Source organism: Pseudorhodoferax sp. LjRoot39 (genome assembly GCF_964253035.1).
In the GTDB taxonomy this organism is placed as follows: Bacteria; Pseudomonadota; Gammaproteobacteria; order Burkholderiales; family Burkholderiaceae_C; genus Pseudorhodoferax.
In genome coordinates, this window is sequence record NZ_CAXUQL020000002.1 from 371,677 (window position 1) to 386,258 (window position 14,582).

At 61.8% G+C, this 14,582-nt stretch carries 14 protein-coding genes and 2 pseudogenes; 11 read left to right on the plus strand and 5 right to left on the minus strand.

Features of this window, described 5'->3' with window-relative positions:
• Positions 1-93: 93 nt before the first annotated feature.
• The 3 genes from ACSQ4M_RS36960 to ACSQ4M_RS36970 are packed head-to-tail and all read left to right on the plus strand — an operon-like array spanning position 94 to position 3,133.
• Positions 94-1,728, plus strand: coding sequence for a Mu transposase C-terminal domain-containing protein (locus ACSQ4M_RS36960; RefSeq protein WP_436194476.1), 1,635 nt, complete (start codon positions 94-96; stop codon positions 1,726-1,728).
• Positions 1,712-2,590 (plus strand): TniB family NTP-binding protein, encoded by an 879-nt coding sequence (locus ACSQ4M_RS36965; protein ID WP_436194477.1) that lies wholly within the window; start codon positions 1,712-1,714, stop codon positions 2,588-2,590. Before ACSQ4M_RS36960 ends, ACSQ4M_RS36965 begins: the two co-directional genes overlap by 17 nt.
• A 21-nt stretch (positions 2,591-2,611) precedes the next feature.
• Positions 2,612-3,133 carry a TniQ family protein gene (locus ACSQ4M_RS36970; RefSeq protein WP_436194478.1) on the plus strand — a complete coding sequence of 174 codons (522 nt, stop codon included), beginning with the start codon at positions 2,612-2,614 and terminating at the stop codon, positions 3,131-3,133.
• Here the strand turns inward: ACSQ4M_RS36970 and ACSQ4M_RS36975 are convergent.
• From ACSQ4M_RS36975 to ACSQ4M_RS36985, 3 genes and pseudogenes are all read right to left on the minus strand, one after another.
• Complete coding sequence (locus ACSQ4M_RS36975) at positions 3,072-3,878, minus strand: type IV secretory system conjugative DNA transfer family protein (RefSeq protein WP_436194604.1); 807 nt, start codon at positions 3,876-3,878, stop codon at positions 3,072-3,074. The two genes, ACSQ4M_RS36970 and ACSQ4M_RS36975, sit on opposite strands and share 62 nt — an antisense overlap.
• 103 nt (positions 3,879-3,981) lie before the next feature.
• A pseudogene (locus ACSQ4M_RS36980) lies at positions 3,982-4,137 on the minus strand (IS256 family transposase); the annotation flags it as partial.
• A 178-nt stretch (positions 4,138-4,315) separates the two neighbouring features.
• Entirely contained in the window at positions 4,316-4,441 is a 126-nt protein-coding gene (locus tag ACSQ4M_RS36985) for a transposase (protein ID WP_436194605.1), read from the minus strand.
• A 165-nt stretch (positions 4,442-4,606) separates the two neighbouring features.
• Between ACSQ4M_RS36985 and ACSQ4M_RS36990 the strand changes: the two are divergent.
• Positions 4,607-4,726: pseudogene (locus ACSQ4M_RS36990) on the plus strand (IS110 family transposase); the annotation flags it as partial.
• A gap of 59 nt (positions 4,727-4,785) precedes the next feature.
• On the opposite strand, the gene ACSQ4M_RS36995 reads toward ACSQ4M_RS36990, so the two are convergent.
• Both ACSQ4M_RS36995 and ACSQ4M_RS37000 read right to left on the minus strand, forming a co-directional pair.
• On the minus strand, positions 4,786-4,956 hold the full coding sequence (locus tag ACSQ4M_RS36995) for a diguanylate cyclase domain-containing protein (RefSeq protein ID WP_436194479.1): 171 nt from the start codon (positions 4,954-4,956) through the stop codon (positions 4,786-4,788).
• 561 nt (positions 4,957-5,517) lie between these two features.
• Positions 5,518-6,966 carry a methyl-accepting chemotaxis protein gene (locus ACSQ4M_RS37000; RefSeq protein WP_436194480.1) on the minus strand — a complete coding sequence of 483 codons (1,449 nt, stop codon included), beginning with the start codon at positions 6,964-6,966 and terminating at the stop codon, positions 5,518-5,520.
• Between the two features lie 775 nt (positions 6,967-7,741).
• Here ACSQ4M_RS37000 and ACSQ4M_RS37005 point away from each other — a divergent pair.
• From ACSQ4M_RS37005 to ACSQ4M_RS37035, 7 genes are all read left to right on the plus strand, one after another.
• On the plus strand, positions 7,742-7,948 hold the full coding sequence (locus tag ACSQ4M_RS37005; protein ID WP_436194481.1) for a hypothetical protein: 207 nt from the start codon (positions 7,742-7,744) through the stop codon (positions 7,946-7,948).
• Positions 7,945-8,682: a TniQ family protein gene (locus ACSQ4M_RS37010; protein WP_436194482.1), complete on the plus strand. Its 738-nt coding sequence runs from the start codon at positions 7,945-7,947 to the stop codon at positions 8,680-8,682. Before ACSQ4M_RS37005 ends, ACSQ4M_RS37010 begins: the two co-directional genes overlap by 4 nt.
• A gap of 621 nt (positions 8,683-9,303) precedes the next feature.
• Positions 9,304-9,951 carry a GntR family transcriptional regulator gene (locus ACSQ4M_RS37015; RefSeq protein WP_436194483.1) on the plus strand — a complete coding sequence of 216 codons (648 nt, stop codon included), beginning with the start codon at positions 9,304-9,306 and terminating at the stop codon, positions 9,949-9,951.
• A gap of 18 nt (positions 9,952-9,969) precedes the next feature.
• Positions 9,970-11,019 carry a TauD/TfdA family dioxygenase gene (locus ACSQ4M_RS37020; RefSeq protein ID WP_436194484.1) on the plus strand — a complete coding sequence of 350 codons (1,050 nt, stop codon included), beginning with the start codon at positions 9,970-9,972 and terminating at the stop codon, positions 11,017-11,019.
• Positions 10,985-12,046: a Bug family tripartite tricarboxylate transporter substrate binding protein gene (locus tag ACSQ4M_RS37025; protein WP_436194485.1), complete on the plus strand. Its 1,062-nt coding sequence runs from the start codon at positions 10,985-10,987 to the stop codon at positions 12,044-12,046. Before ACSQ4M_RS37020 ends, ACSQ4M_RS37025 begins: the two co-directional genes overlap by 35 nt.
• Positions 12,047-12,122: 76 nt before the next feature.
• Positions 12,123-13,202 (plus strand): TauD/TfdA family dioxygenase, encoded by a 1,080-nt coding sequence (locus tag ACSQ4M_RS37030; protein ID WP_436194486.1) that lies wholly within the window; start codon positions 12,123-12,125, stop codon positions 13,200-13,202.
• Between the two features lie 10 nt (positions 13,203-13,212).
• Entirely contained in the window at positions 13,213-14,169 is a 957-nt protein-coding gene (locus ACSQ4M_RS37035) for a tripartite tricarboxylate transporter substrate binding protein (RefSeq protein WP_436194487.1), read from the plus strand.
• Positions 14,170-14,582: the final 413 nt, after the last annotated feature.

Here is a 14,582-nt window from a genome sequence, read left to right on the forward strand (position 1 = left end):
TTCACTCCGTTCGGCTCGCCGATCTTGCAAGTGTCCGCGGCCGGCTCAAAGATCGCGCGAATGCAGGGTTTCTCCAGCGAAGAGGGGTGATCCGTGGTCAAAAAAAATGAGGACTTGACCGAGCGCGAAGCTCGAATTGCCAAGGTGTTCCGCACGCTCGGCCGCGACCCGCTCAGCTTGAGCCTGGCGAAGACCGCCGCCAAGCTACTTGGCCTCTCTACGTCGTCGGTCTATCGCCTGCGCAGGCGCTATCTCGCGAATCCCGTTGCATCGTCCATACGGCCGAAGGCGCCCGGGCCTGCGTCGGGTGCTCGCCTGTTGCCGGTCAGCGCGGAGCGCATCGTGGATGCCGTCCTAACGCATTGGCTTCCGCGCCAACGCCGACTCGCCCACCCCATGCGCGATGTCACCATGGAGGTCCGGCGACGATGCGCGCGCGCCGGCATCGATGCGATTTCGCGCGCGACTGTTGCGCGGCGCTGGAAGGAATTGAAAGAACTGCAAGCGCTCGCGTTCGCAAGCGAGCCGGGTGCCGTGATACCGCCAGGGCACCTCATCGCAACCAGGCCGCTGGAACTGGTGCAGATCGACCATACGCAGGCCGATGTCTTCGTACTCGACGAAGCGACCCGGCGCGTGATCGGTCGCCCCTGGCTGTCTGTTGCGATTGACGTGGCCAGCCGCACAATACTCGGCATCTACCTGGCCATGGAACGGCCCAACGCTGCCGCGGTGGCTCTACTGCTCACGCGCGTGGCGCTTCCCAAAGCCGCATGGCTGGCTTCATTGGGTCTGGCGGATGTCGAATGGCCCATGCACGGCGTGCCACGCACACTGCATCTCGACAACGCCGCCGAGTTCAAGAGCCGCGCGCTTCGCTCTGGCTGTCGAGAGTACAGCATCGAGCTGACCTATCGGCCGGTGCGCCGCCCGCAGTTCGGAGGCCATGTGGAACGGATGAACCGAACCTTGATGGATCGACTGCGCGGCCTACCAGGTGCTACCGTCTCGATTGCTGCCCGGCGCGCCAAGAAAGTGCGGCCGCCCGAGCAGACCGCTCAGCTGACCTTGCGCGAGTTCGAGCAGTGGCTAGTGCTTGAGATCGCACAGCGCTACCACCACAGCGAGCACAGAGGATTGATGGGAGCCACGCCAGCCAGCGCGTGGCAGGCGCTGGTCACTACACATCCGCCCTCCATGCTGCCCAGCGATCCGTCCAAGCAGCTCGACTTTCTGATCCGGTTCCTGCCGATGGGCACCCGCACCATCCAGCAAGACGGGCTGACCATCTTCTATCTTCGCTATTGGCACCCGATCTTCGCCGCTTGGCGGGAGTTCCGTCGCAGCGTGATCGTGCGCTATCACCCGGAGGATCTCTCCCGTGTGTTCGTCAGTGCCGACGGCAAGACGTATGTGGAGGCACGGTTCGCGGACCTGCGGCGCCAACGCATCTCCCTGTGGGAGCACCGCATGGCGCGTAGAGCGCTCAAGGCGTCCGGTTCGCCCGATGTCAGCGAGGCGCTGATCTTCAAGACCATCGAACGGCAGCGCCGCATCGTGGCCGAAGCGGCCTTGAGCACCCGACGCGCGGCCACTGCCGCTCTCTCCAGACGCCCGTCTCGCTTGGACGCATCGCCGTGGCCCAACCCTGCGCAAAGCGACGGCGGGCCTGCGGTCGCACTCGACTACAGCAAGGACCCGGAGGAATCACATGCCGAAGTCTGGTGATACCGCGACGGCCCATCTCGCTCCCGACGTGCGCGAGTTGCTCGTTCTGGATGACGAGGCGCGCGTCCAGTCAATGCAACGCGACCGGTGGATCGACTATGGCCGGGCCAGTGCTGTCCTCGATCGACTCGATCATTTGCTGACAACACCGCAACGCGACCGGATGCCATGTCTGCTGTTGCATGGGGACTCCAATATCGGCAAGACGCAGATCGTGCGCAAGTTCATTCGCGACCATCCATCGACGTTCGATGAAGAGCGCGGCGTGGAGCTGCGCCAGGTCATCTGCATGCAGATGCCTCCCCTGCCCGATCAGAAGCGCTTCTACAGCGCCCTGCTCTTTGAGATCGGCGCACCCCACAGCCCGAAGGCCAGCGTGACCGACCTGGAGGGAATCGCACGTACGCTGCTGCGGGGAATGAAGCCGCGGCTGCTGGTAGTGGACGAGGTGCATCATTTGCTCGCGGGAAACTACCGCGAGCAACGTGCTGCAATGAATCTTCTCAAGTATCTGGCGAATGACCAGAAGATGTGCGTAGTGCTCGTCGGCACCGCCGATGCCGTGGTGGCCTTGCAAACCGATGCGCAGATGAGCAGCCGCTTCACGCCGATGGAGTTGCCACGATGGAGCGAGACCGAGGAATTCCGGCGCTTCCTGCATGCGTTTGAGAAGCTGCTGCCACTGAAACGTCCATCATCGCTGGCGCAGCGTGACTCGGTGCAGTTCGTGCTCGCTGCCACGGGTGGGCTGACCGGTGCGGTCGCCAACATGCTGACGCGTGCGGCGGTGTTCGCCATCCGCGACCGCAGCGAGAGCATCAGTCTTGCGCACCTGGAAAAGGTGGCGCAAGCAGCGGCATAAGACCATCTCGGTGCTGACTCCATGGCGCCGGACACGCTGCCGCTTCCTTTGGCGCCTCGCCCCTTCCTGGATGAGGCTTTGGGCAGCTGGATTGGCCGACTGGCCGGGCTGTACCGCATCAGCGTCCATCAACTTGATGCCACATATCGACTTCGCTTGCACCTGACCGGGCCGTTGACTTGGTTGTGCCCGGTCCCTGTCTCGCAGGAATCGGCAGACCGGCTTGGCGCATTGACGCATCTGCCGTCCACGGCCGCCGTTCACCTGGTCGATCTGGATTGCGCCGTGCTGGGAGCTCACGCAGCGTACTACTGCCGCCGATGCGTCTTCGTGAACCCGGTGGAAGTCGAGTCTCCGTACTGGAAGCGGGACTGGCTCGCGCCACGGGCGGCGCCCTGCCCTATTCATGATTTGCCGCTGATCAGACTGCCTGCAGGAGAGGTGCGCGGTGCCGCAAACATGCCATCGCTCATCCGCGCGGTCAGCAGGTTTGAAAGGCGCCGCTGTAGCAACGCCAGCAGGCGGTATTCGCATGATCTATGAGCCTATTCTCGTCAACCGAGATCCGCAACAGCTGTGGTGCGACGCCCTTGCGGGCTTCAAGCGCAGGTTCGCGCCACGTGCGCACCTTGTCCGCGTAGATCGGTGGCACGCCGCTGACGAGGATGACTTGCTTCGTCATCGGCATGCGCAGGACTTCCTGCGGCAGCAGCAACGCGCGCCGCTGGTCGCTGATGCTCTGCGTGTCGTGCTTCGTGTCGAAACCGCTCTTGCGCTTGGACTCCGATGTGCCCTTGACCGTCTGGTTGCCGAGCAGCTCCGACACCAGTTTGGCGGTCTCGTGATCGCGGGCCGCTGGCGTGTAGAACACCGAGCAGTCGAACGATTGTTCGAAGGTTTTGGCACCTTCGATCGAGTAGTTCGTGCGGTTTTGCGATGGGCTCTGCAGCAGCACCAACAGGCGCAGCCCGAAGCTGCGGAAGAACGTGACGCCCTCGAAGATTGCATCCAACCGGCCGAGCTGGGCGAACTCGTCCATCGCCAACAGCACTTCGTGCTGATGCTCCGGGTCCTTGCCGTACTCGACCAACGAGTTCAGATCCACCAGCTGCTGGAAGAACAGGTTCACGATTGGCCGCAGTGCCGGCAGGTCGGGCCGCGCGACGGTCAGGTAGATCGACATGGGATCGCACCGCAGGCGCCGCAGGTCGAAGGAGTTGCTACTGGTCGCGTACCGGACCAGCGGGTTTTTCAGGGCGGCCAGCGCACTCGTCAGCTGATCCTTGATGCCGCCATAGCAACGGCTCCAACCGCTGCATTGCGGCCGCTGAGGTCCTAAAGGCGACTCAGAGCCACGGTCCCCGACCGCCCAACAAAGCGGTTTCGGCTATGCGGACGCAACTCTTCTCGTCGTAAGCCGCGCCGCAGCGGCCCTCCACATCCAGCTCCATGAGGCGCTGGGCCATGAACTGCACCATCTGGCGCAGCACGTCGATGTCGGCTCCCTTCTCGGCCAGTTCGGACAGTGCGATAGTGGCGTTGGTCATCGTGCTTTCCTTCGTAAGGATCAAGGTTGGTATTCGCACCTCAACCCTATCCGGAATCACGATGGCCACCCCCACAAAGGAGCGGCCGCCGCGCGGCAGGCCGCTACGGGTTACGCCCTACGGGCTCCACCCTCCGCGGCCTGCCGCGCGATCAAGACTTACACCACTTCCCGGGACATCAACCGCGCGAGCAACGAGCGCTTGTGCTTTTGGGGTGTTCACGCAGCCACCGCGAGACCTGATTGGCGTTGATTCCGCACTCTCGTGCCAAGCGCGACACCGAGGCGCCTGGCTGCCGGCACATCTCGACCAACTCGGACAGCGCCCGCCGCGTTTGTGACCTACTACGATGCGCCGTTTGAGGTCTTCCAGATCACTTGTCAATACGTTCCCACTTCGATGTACGTGGGAACGTAGGCTCTCAGCTCAGGCTTGGTCGATCAAGGGCGTGGTTTATTGACCGCTTACGGTCAAGACGCCCGACCAGCAAGGCCAGCTCGCCGTGCACCGGCTGCGCGAGGGTTTCAAGGAAGAGCGCACGGCGCTGATCAACCGCATCCGCGGCCTCACGAGGGAATGTTCGCTACTAGCCGACCACGCATGATCGAGATGCGCTCACTTTGTGGGCTTCAGCAGCCGCGCCGCTACTCATGCCGTTGCGGCATCAACCCCAAATCGAAAGACGTTGCGCCCCGCTGCATTCGCATCATCCAACGCCGCATCTGCCTTTGACAGCAGCTCATCAGAGGTGACAGTGGCCCCGGGCTCATGGTACGCAATGCCGATGCTGGTCGTGACGTCGCGGCTGCTGTCCTGCACCAGACGAGCCCAGCGACCTGGTCAATCACCACGGCGTGCCCGTCCACCACCGCACCGTGCTTCTCAAATCCCCATAAACCCCTGCGGCTCACAACCGCTGCGCCTTGGTCCGCGGTTTCCTCCTTCGAGGCTTGGGCGACACCGGCCCTCAGGTCGCGGTCGATCCACGCCCGGCGGCTTGCCGGGCCGGTATCCCGCAACCCTAAACAGTTGCTGACGTTACCCACGAATTTGGACGGCGGCTATGCGCAGCGATTGCCGTCAGTGACAAGCAGAATCAACATGCGCATGTTTATCCGCTTTGCACACTTCAGGCTGACCTTGTTGTTGTGCACGCATCCTCGACTCTGCAGTGCAGTGCAGTGCAGTGCAGTGCGGCTGTTCGATGCTGCCGTCATCCGCAACACGAACTGCAGCGGCTGTTTTCTTGGGATCACCAAACGCTGGATTTCAAGGGTGAAGCCGCCGATGATCTCAAGTTACCACCGGACATGCCACCTTTCGGGCCCTGTGCGTGGTGGGTGTGGGATTCACGGCAAGACGGAGCCGTGCAGGGATGCGTCACACGACCGCTTTTTGGGCTACGTTCAAAACAAATATCTTGACGAGTTCAGTTAGCTGACCTGCTTGGTCCCGCAAGCTCTCGGCAGCCGCCGCACTTTCCTCAACAAGCGCGGCGTTCTGCTGCGTCATCTGGTCGAGCTGCGTCACCGCCAAGTTGACCTGCCCAATGCCGTCGCTTTGCTCACCGGCGGCCGCCGTGATCTCGCCAATGATGTCGGAGACGCGCTGCACCGAGCCCACGATCTCGCTCATGGTCTGGCCGGCGTCGGCCACCAGCCGGGATCCGGTTTCCACGCGGTCCACGCTGGCACCGATCAGGTTCTTGATTTCCTTGGCGGCCTCGGCGCTGCGCCGCGCGAGGTTGCGCACTTCACCAGCCACCACCGCAAAGCCGCGGCCTTGTTCACCGGCGCGGGCAGCTTCCACTGCAGCATTCAGCGCCAAGATGTTGGTCTGGAAAGCGATGCCGTCAATGACTCCGATGATGTCGCTGATCTTCTTACTGCTGTGGTTGATCTCATCCATGGTCGTGACGACTTGGCCCACCACCTGACCACCGCGCACGGCGATCTCGGCCGCGCTAGTGGCCAGCTGACTTGCCTGGCGCGCGGCATCTGCACTCTGGCGCACGGTACTGGTGAGTTGCTCCATCGAGGCGGCGGTTTCTTCCAGGTTGCTCGCCGTTTGTTCGGTGCGTGCGCTCAGGTCCTGGTTGCCGCTGGCAATTTCACGGCTGGCGGATTCAATGGAGTCTGCCGACGACTGGACCGAAGCCACGGTCACATGCATTTTGTGCAATGCGGCCTGCAAAGCGAGTGCTCCGGTGCTGCTTACAGCCATGCCACTCACATCGAGTGAGATGCCACTGTCCTGGTCGATCGCCTTCACCATGCGGCCGAGTTCGGCACCCTCGCGCGCCGTGCGCCCCATGCTGACGGCCAGCACAACCTCCAGGCCGGTCTGGACGATCACATAGCCCGCATGCAACATGACGCGCCAGAAGTTCGCCTCGGTGGTGCAGTAAAAGCCCAAGCCCACGGCCTGCAGACGATCGAACAAAACGTGGTGGATGGCGAACAGGCCGGCTCCGAACACGATCGGGCGCCAGTCGAGATAGACCAGCAGCAAGGCGAGGGTGACGAAGATGCCAAAGTGCAACTCGGATTCCCCGTGCGCCAGCTGAATGTGCAACATCACCAGTGATGCCTGCGCCAGGGTAAGCACCAGACGCGAAGTCAGTGAACCTCGCCCCAACAGGTACGCGGCCAGTCCGAGCCCCGACAAAAGCAAGGATCCCGCCATCGCGAGAACCGGCTCGTAAAAGGTGAAGCCAATCACCACGGCACCCATTGCGCTCAGCAGGATGGCCGCAAGCATCACCTGGTCACCGAGCACCGCCTGAGAATCTTGAGGAGCCAGGCTGGGATTTGAATAATGGGTGTACACGCTGAGCTTCGTTGTAATTCGAGTGCCGTATGTCGAAACTTGCTAGGTTTAGTTTTCGGCAATTTGCCGCGCTACTTGAGGTCTCCAGACCAACACCCCTCCCTGATATGCCGAGGAAATTGTGAGGTCGGCAAAGTAGGGTACGGGCCTGTGCGTCTAATCCGCTGGTGGTGCGTCGCCCATCTTGCGGCCTGGCCGGGCGCTGGTGCTGCGCATCGAGCCCCTGGCGGGTCTCGCCCGGCCGCGACCGGCTGACGATCCCTGACGCTTACGCGCCGGCCTGGCGGCCGTCGCTGCGCGCTGTGCTTGCCACTGGGGGGACAACCTGTGGTCCTCCCCCGCCGCCTTCGTTGGCACCCCTCGATACCGCCGAACAGGCTGCACCTGATCGGCCTTCACACCTGGCGGTGCTGCGCGCTGCGCTTGTCCTGGCCAGGCGCGCCTGAGGCACGCGTAGGCGCTCGCCGCGCAGCGTGTTGACGTCGCGTGAGCCGGTGCCCGATGCAGTGTTCCTCAGTCCTTCACCTTGACCGCGAGCGTGGTGACCGGCACCAGGTCGTCAAGGCGTTCGGGGCCGTGTCCTCGCTGCGCTGTGGGCCGCACCCACCCCTCTCTTCTCCCTTGACCACCTGGCCCCGGCGACCCCTGTTGTCGCGGGCGATGAACTCAGGAAGCACGGCGGCAGCGATCGGCCCGATCAACGCCGGCAACACCAAGTTGCAGGGCTCCGAATCTTGGAATCCGGTCAGCTTGGACAACCTCAAGGAGAGAAGGCATGCGAATCGAGAATACCAACACAGCACGCATCGAAGCGCGCTACGTCCCGGCCGGTGCCGTCGAGCAGCGCGACAACCAGGCTCGGACAGTGGTTTACCTGTTCAAGCTGCTGTCTCGCGCGGCGGAGGCGGCGATACGCTCGAAGAAGGAATGCATCACGCACGAGCTGCTGCAGTCTGTGATCGGCGCGCGCACGTTCGCATGAAAGCCACTGCCGCGCGGCACACCGGCCTGCCCTTCGTTCCGCAGCCGGGACCGAATGAGCTTCTTGGCTCGTGGCTGCTGCGCCTCGCGCAGTTCTACGGCCTGGGCCTGGCGACGTTGTTGGGCCGACTGGGCGCCCTGCAGATTGGCGTTGCTCACCTTCCTCAATGGTTCTCCATCGACGCCAGCACAGTCAGCATGGATGCCCTGTCCGCGGCGACGCACTTGCTGCGATCCGATTTCGCGACGATGACTTCTTCTGCTTGCAGGCCCGGTTGGCCTGAGGAACTCGGAGCCTGCGAGAGGTGCCTGACGGACGCGACGGACGCCGGCGAACCGCTCATGTGGAATCGGAAGTGGATGAGCCCCTTGGCCACCGTGTGCAGCAACCACACCATTTGGCTGACGCCAGTGGCGACACGCACACTGGCATGCGTCCGTCACGCTGCGGACTTCGGCGGCATCGTTCAGCAGGTCGCGGCGGCGCAGGCTCAGCTCGCCAACGAGTTTGCTTGCGCCGGTGATGCCCAGTGGTTACAGCGCCGCTGCACTGCGCGAACAGCCGTGCGTGTGCCCTGGGGATGGGGCCCGGCTGCAAGACTTGCTTCGGCTCGTGGACGCGGTGGTTCACGAGGTGATCGCGGCATCGGACTCGGGTACCGGCACTCTTGGCCTGCCGGCCGATCGGCGGCAGGGGGCCAGCAAGAGCTTCGCACTCGACCTCGGCAACGCTGAGCGGGTTGGCATGTCGCTGCCAACACAGCTTCGACAACGCCAGTGGGTCTTGGCCAGAGTGGCCCACGTGTTGCAATGGTCGTCTGAGGAACGGGCGCGCTGCGCGTCTTGGTCAGCTGTTTCCGTCCAGCGGCTGGCATCGACGCGCAATTGGCCCGTCGGCGCGCTCGCATGGGTCTGCCCCCGAGCGGCCGAGCTTGTTCAGCAGCAAGATGCGTTGCGACAGGAGTTCAGCATCTCGCCCAGGTACTTCAAGGCACGCGCGGCCCTGTTCGCGTCGATCCAGTGACTCTGCCAGCCGACTCGGCTCCGATGCCAGCAACAAGGCATCGTTCGCAGACTATCTCGTTCAGCGTCGCAGATTATTCGTTCAAAGTCGCAGTTATTTCGTTCTTCGACACTGGCCAGCACGGCCAAGATCCACACGCGCGTGTTCGATGGACGACCGATCATGCAGAAGGAACTCCACATTGCTCGCTCGATCGCACGCCCTCCCCATTCGCAAGAACCCGAGGGTTTTGCCTAATGTCGACATTCGTCATTCGTAGGAAAGTTCTGTTGATGTCATCACGTCTAGCTGATCCTCCCGAACGGCCACTTTGCCAATCGCTGCATCGCACCATGCCGTTGCAGATTGCCGACGCCCTGGCCCACGCCATCATCGAGGAACGCTACGCTCCCGGTGAACGACTGAACGAGATCCAAATCGCTGCGAAATGGGGCGTAAGCCGCTCCCCTCTTAGGGAAGCGTTGCGCATTCTCGACAAGCGTGGGCTGGTAGTGATCACGCCACAGCGCGGCGCGCGGGTGACGGCGCTTTCGCTTGAAGAGGTCGAACAGTTGTTCGAGATTCGCGCCGTGTTGGTCGGCTTGGCGGCCAAGGGAGCAGCCAATCGTGTTGATGGCAATGCAGCACAGCAACTCGATGTGCTGCTTCTGCAGTTGGAAGAGTCTCTGCATGACGGTGAGCGATATGAACGGGCGAGCGCCACAACCACGATCGAGATCGCAGTCATGGGTCGAAGCCCGCCTCTCACTGAAATGATCGTCTCTTTCGCACATCGTATAGGCCGCTATGCGCGCCTAGGTCTCGCCACGCAGGACCGCCGCACGACATCGATCGCCCATTGGCGGTCGCTGGTCGAGGCGATCCAAGCCAGCGATGGCGAGCTTGCGGAGACGATCCACAGGCGGCTCGCGCTCGAAAACCGCGACGAAGCGGTCAAGGTGCTGCGTCAACGAATGAACAACCCCCAGATCACCCCCTAACTGTCAATGGAACCGACTATGAATCCCAAGCCCTACCTGCATCCGAGCGCGTGGAAGAGTGAAGATGTCTCCAGCAACGAACATTGGATCGTGACTCTGGACGCGCAGGATATCAACGAAATTGACAAGGCCCTGGCTGCGGTCAGATCGAGAAGTCTGGAAATTCCTCAACTTTCGAAAGATGACTTCGTCGTGCCTGGCGTCGCGCTCAAGATGCGCGAGGTCCTCCGCCAACTCGAGGAGGGTCATGGTTTCGCATTGATTCGTGGCCTGCCCATCGAACGTTATTCAAAGGTCGATGCCGCCCGCATCTATTGGGGTCTTGGTGCGCACCTGGGTACGGCCTTCGCGCAGAACGCGCAGGGCGACATGTTGGGCCACGTGCGAGACCTGGGGGCCGATTGGAAGACAGAGATGAAGGCACGCGGCTACCAGACGAGACTGCATTTGCCTTTCCACAACGATTCCACTGACGTCGTCGGGTTGCTGTGCCTGCAGAAGGCTAAGTCTGGTGGCGCATCACGCATCGTGAGTTCCGCTTCCTTGCACAACGAGTTCGTCACGAAGCGCCCGGATCTCTGGGAGGTCATGTGTCAACCGTTCTGCGTGGACCGCCGCGGGGAGGAAAGCCAAGGGCAGAAGCCGTACTACGTCACGCCTTGCTTTAATTACCTCGATGAGCGGCTGTTCGTTCGGTACAACCGAACATTCATTGAATCCGCCCAGAGGTTTCCGGAAGTTGCGCCATTGACTGCTGCACAGTTGGAAGCGATGGACCTCATGGATGCCCTCTGCAACGATCCGGTGTACTACCTCGACATGAGTTTCGAACTCGGTGACATGCAGTGGCTTAACAATTATGTCGTTCTGCATTCTCGCGGCGACTATGAAGATTGGCCAGAGCCCGAGCGCAAGCGGCACCTGTTGAGATTGTGGCTGCGCACGCCCGGCTTTGGTCGCCTGCCAGCGCCCTTCGCGGATCGCAACTCCGACATGACGGCTTGGCAGCAACGACCCCGCCCGCCTGTCTTCGATGCCTCTGAAATTGCTGCCGAACTGGCGCACTGAGCTTCTGCAACCTTACTCGCCAAAGGCCTTCATGCTGCTCCCGAACCGGTGCTCGTCTCTGCGGGTATTCGACCTAATCTTCGCGGCTGCCTTGGCCCTGGTCATGCCAGGAATCGGCTCAGCGCAGACGGCCTATCCCAATCGACCCATTACGCTGGTGATTCCGTTCGGACCGGGCGGCGAGACCGATATCTTTGCTCGCGCGTTGTCCAACGACCTTGGAGAAGTGCTCGGACAGCCGATCATCGTTGTGAACCGTGCCGGCGCGACCGGCGTGGTCGCGAGCGAGTTCGTTGCACGCAGCAACCCGGACGGCTACACCCTCATCTTCGGCACCGCGGCCACCCATGCGCTGAACTTGTCGACCTTCAAGAGTCTGCCGTACGACCCTCAAAAGGACTTCGAGCCGATCGCATTCGTGGGCTCGGTCCCGCTCGTCTTGTTTGCGAATCCATCGATGCCCGCAAACGCCCGTGACTTCATTGCGCGGTTGAAAGGCAGTCCGGACAAGTATTTTTATGGCTCCGCCGGGATCAGCACAAGCTATCTCGGCATCGAACTATTCAAGAACGTGGCAGGAGTATCTGCCGCGAATGTACCCTACAAAGGTACCGGCGAAGCGGTCCAAGGCGTGGTCGGAGGTCAAGTTCAGTTCATGGGAGGGTCGCTGGGGGCGGGTCAGGCCTTGGTGAATGCTGGCAAGCTCCGTGCGATCGCGGTTATGAGCAACAAGAGGCTGACCGCCGCGCCGGAAATTCCGACGCTGGCGGAAGCCGCCGCGTTGTCGCTCGAGGTGGGCACCTGGAACGTCGTGATGGCGCCGGCCAAAACGCCAAAACCAGTCGTTGACCAATTGAACGCCGCGCTCAACGAGGTGCTGCAGCGGCCCGCAGTTCTGGATCGGCTCTCCCGGTCCGGAATCAGCGCGGTTGCGGATTCAACTCCTGCGAGCACGCGCCAGATGATCGCAAGCGAGATTATGAAGTGGCGAACCGCCTTCAAGCTGTCAGGCGTACAGCCGGAGTAAGGCGCACCAACCGGACCATGGCCTCGTTGCAGTACGACGGCGAGCACAACCAATATTTTTATAGAAAGAAACCGGAATGCATACTTCGAAGGAATCCGAGGTGGTTGGCAATGAAGATCTGCCGATATTCGAGAACGCGCAATCATGGCGTGGTCCGGAGATGGCCCATCGCAACGACTGGATCCATGAGTTCTCAGCTGACGAGATCAGCGAGATCGATGCGGCAGTCTCGCATCTGGATGCAACAGGTGTCGACATCCTGACGATCGATCGCGCAATGTTTCCGCTGCCGCGTCTGAGTGCCGTTTTGAGCAGTGCGAAGCACGACATCTTGCATGGCAGAGGCTTTCAGCTGTTCCGCGGCGTGCCCGTCGAGCGCTATACGCCAAGGCAGTCTGCAATCGCGTACTGGGGCTTGGGCCAGCACCTCGGGGAGGCGCTTTCGCAGAATGGCAAGGGCCACGTACTTGGACACGTGGCGAACCTTGGCTTGAACTATGCAGATCCCGAAGTGCGCGGCTACCAGACCAACGCGCGCCTGCCCTACCACTCGGACTTGGCAGATATGGTTGGCTTGCTGTGCTTGCGCGCTTCAAAAGCGGGCGGATTGTCTTCGATTGTCAGCTCGACCACGTTGTGGAACGTGATGGTCCGCCGCCGCCCCGACCATGCGCGCACGTTGCTCGAACCGTTTTACTACACCCGCTGGGGAGAGATCCCTGAAGGGAAGCTGGCGTTCGAGGCCATACCCGTCTTCGCCCCCTGGCACGGGAGCATGATCGTCAACTATGTGCGCAGCGCCATCATGAAGGCGCAATCATTGCTCGGCGTGCCGCCTCTCACGCTTGCGCAAGTCGAAGCCATGGATTTTCTGGACAGCCTTTGCGTCGATCCGGAACTCCATCTCGACATGGCCTTCAAGCCGGGAGACGTGCAGCTGCTGTCCAACCATTTCATTTTGCATTCCCGCACCGCGTACGAGGACTGGGCTGAGGTGGAGAAGCGCCGTCACCTACTGAGGCTCTGGCTGGCGTGCGCCGACGGCCCCCCACTGCCATATTTCATGTACGAGCGCTTTGGAACCACCTCGAGCGGCCGGCCCGATGGCATCCGTGTACCGGGGGTCGAGTTAGTCGCTCCCGTAGAAATTGTCTAAGGGCAGCGCCATGACGCTGATTCGGAGACTTGTCGCAGGGTTGCTGTCGCTGCTTGGCGCTTCCCTGGCCTCTGCACAGCCGGGATCCTCCCAACCGGTGCGCATCATCGTTCCTTATGCGGCCGGGGGGTTGGTGGATGTAATGAACCGCATCATGGCACTTCGGATGGCGCAGACGCTCGGCCAATCCGTCATAGTTGAGAATCGCCCCGGCGCCAACGCGAACATCGGCCCTGCTTATGTCATGCAAGCACCTCCGGACGGGCGAACCATCCTCGCCACCGCCTCGTACTTCAGCACGAATCCGCTACTCGAAAGCAATCTGCAGTGGGCCCCCGAGAAACTGATGCCGGTCGCACGGTTTGCCGTCTCTCCGAATGTGTTTGTCGTGTCCGGCAAGTCAACCAGTGGGACGCTGAAGGACTATCTCGCTGATGCCAAGGTAAGTCCGGGGAAGCCCATCGCGGACGCTGGCCGCGGTGCCACGCAGACCATGGTGCAACAGATCCTGGCCGACGCAGCAGGAGTGAAATTTACCTCGGTGCAGTACAAAGGCGGTGTCTCATACGTGCCGGATCTGATCAGCGGCATTTTGAGTGGCGGCGTCGCGCCCTTCAATGTTGCCCTTCCCCTGGTGAAGGGCGGTCAGTTGCACGGACTGGCGATCACGAGCTCAAAACGTTCGGCATTGCTGCCGCAAGTTCCCACGATGGCCGAGCTCGGGTTTCCCGAAGCAGCAATCGATAGCTGGCTGGGCTATCACGTCCCCGCAGGAACTCCCCCCGATGTGGTGGCGCGGCTCGTCGCGGCTGTGCAGGACGCCACATCCAATGACGAGACTCGCGCGAAGCTCGCAGCGCTCGGGGCCGAGAGTTCCTATCTGGATACTTCAGCGTTCAAGGCGTTCTTGCAGAACGATCTGACCCGCGCGCAACGCGCAGTCAAATTGAGCGCGGACGCACGATAGAAGAGGTACTAGCCCCAACAATCGGCAGCACTCTGACAGGCGCCCTCGAGCGCCGGTCTATTTCAGGCCACCATGCACTGTCCACACTCCAAGTGCGTATTTCATCCCATCGTGGACGGCATTTCAGTCTGATCGTGGAAGCTGTTTCAGCGTGATCGTGGACGATGGGGGTGCCACGCAAGTGATTTTTTGACCAGGCCTATTAGGCTGGCTGCTTTTTGCATCAGCCGATGCCCACCAACAGAATCACCATGCGTCGAATCCGAGAGACATTGCGCCTGCACCTCTGCACCTGCACGCCGGCCTGACCTACAACGAGGTGGGCCGCGCGCTGAAGATCTCCTAGCCCGTCTTTCTCAACCCACCGTTGCTTTCAGCGGAATTGCCCGGTCTCGCCGCTGCAAGTGATTGAT

Bases quoted from the DNA above. Each gene is read 5' to 3' on its own strand.
- ACSQ4M_RS36965 (WP_436194477.1), top strand. From the start codon at position 1,712: ATGCCGAAGTCTGGTGATACCGCGACGGCCCATCTCGCTCCCGACGTG.
- ACSQ4M_RS37005 (WP_436194481.1), top strand. From the start codon at position 7,742: ATGCGAATCGAGAATACCAACACAGCACGCATCGAAGCGCGCTACGTC.
- ACSQ4M_RS37030 (WP_436194486.1), top strand. From the start codon at position 12,123: ATGCATACTTCGAAGGAATCCGAGGTGGTTGGCAATGAAGATCTGCCG.
- ACSQ4M_RS36970 (WP_436194478.1), top strand. From the start codon at position 2,612: ATGGCGCCGGACACGCTGCCGCTTCCTTTGGCGCCTCGCCCCTTCCTG.
- ACSQ4M_RS37010 (WP_436194482.1), top strand. From the start codon at position 7,945: ATGAAAGCCACTGCCGCGCGGCACACCGGCCTGCCCTTCGTTCCGCAG.
- ACSQ4M_RS37015 (WP_436194483.1), top strand. From the start codon at position 9,304: ATGCCGTTGCAGATTGCCGACGCCCTGGCCCACGCCATCATCGAGGAA.
- ACSQ4M_RS36985 (WP_436194605.1), bottom strand. From the start codon at position 4,441: ATGTGCCGGCAGCCAGGCGCCTCGGTGTCGCGCTTGGCACGAGAGTGC.
- ACSQ4M_RS37020 (WP_436194484.1), top strand. From the start codon at position 9,970: ATGAATCCCAAGCCCTACCTGCATCCGAGCGCGTGGAAGAGTGAAGAT.
- ACSQ4M_RS37035 (WP_436194487.1), top strand. From the start codon at position 13,213: ATGACGCTGATTCGGAGACTTGTCGCAGGGTTGCTGTCGCTGCTTGGC.
- ACSQ4M_RS37025 (WP_436194485.1), top strand. From the start codon at position 10,985: ATGCCTCTGAAATTGCTGCCGAACTGGCGCACTGAGCTTCTGCAACCT.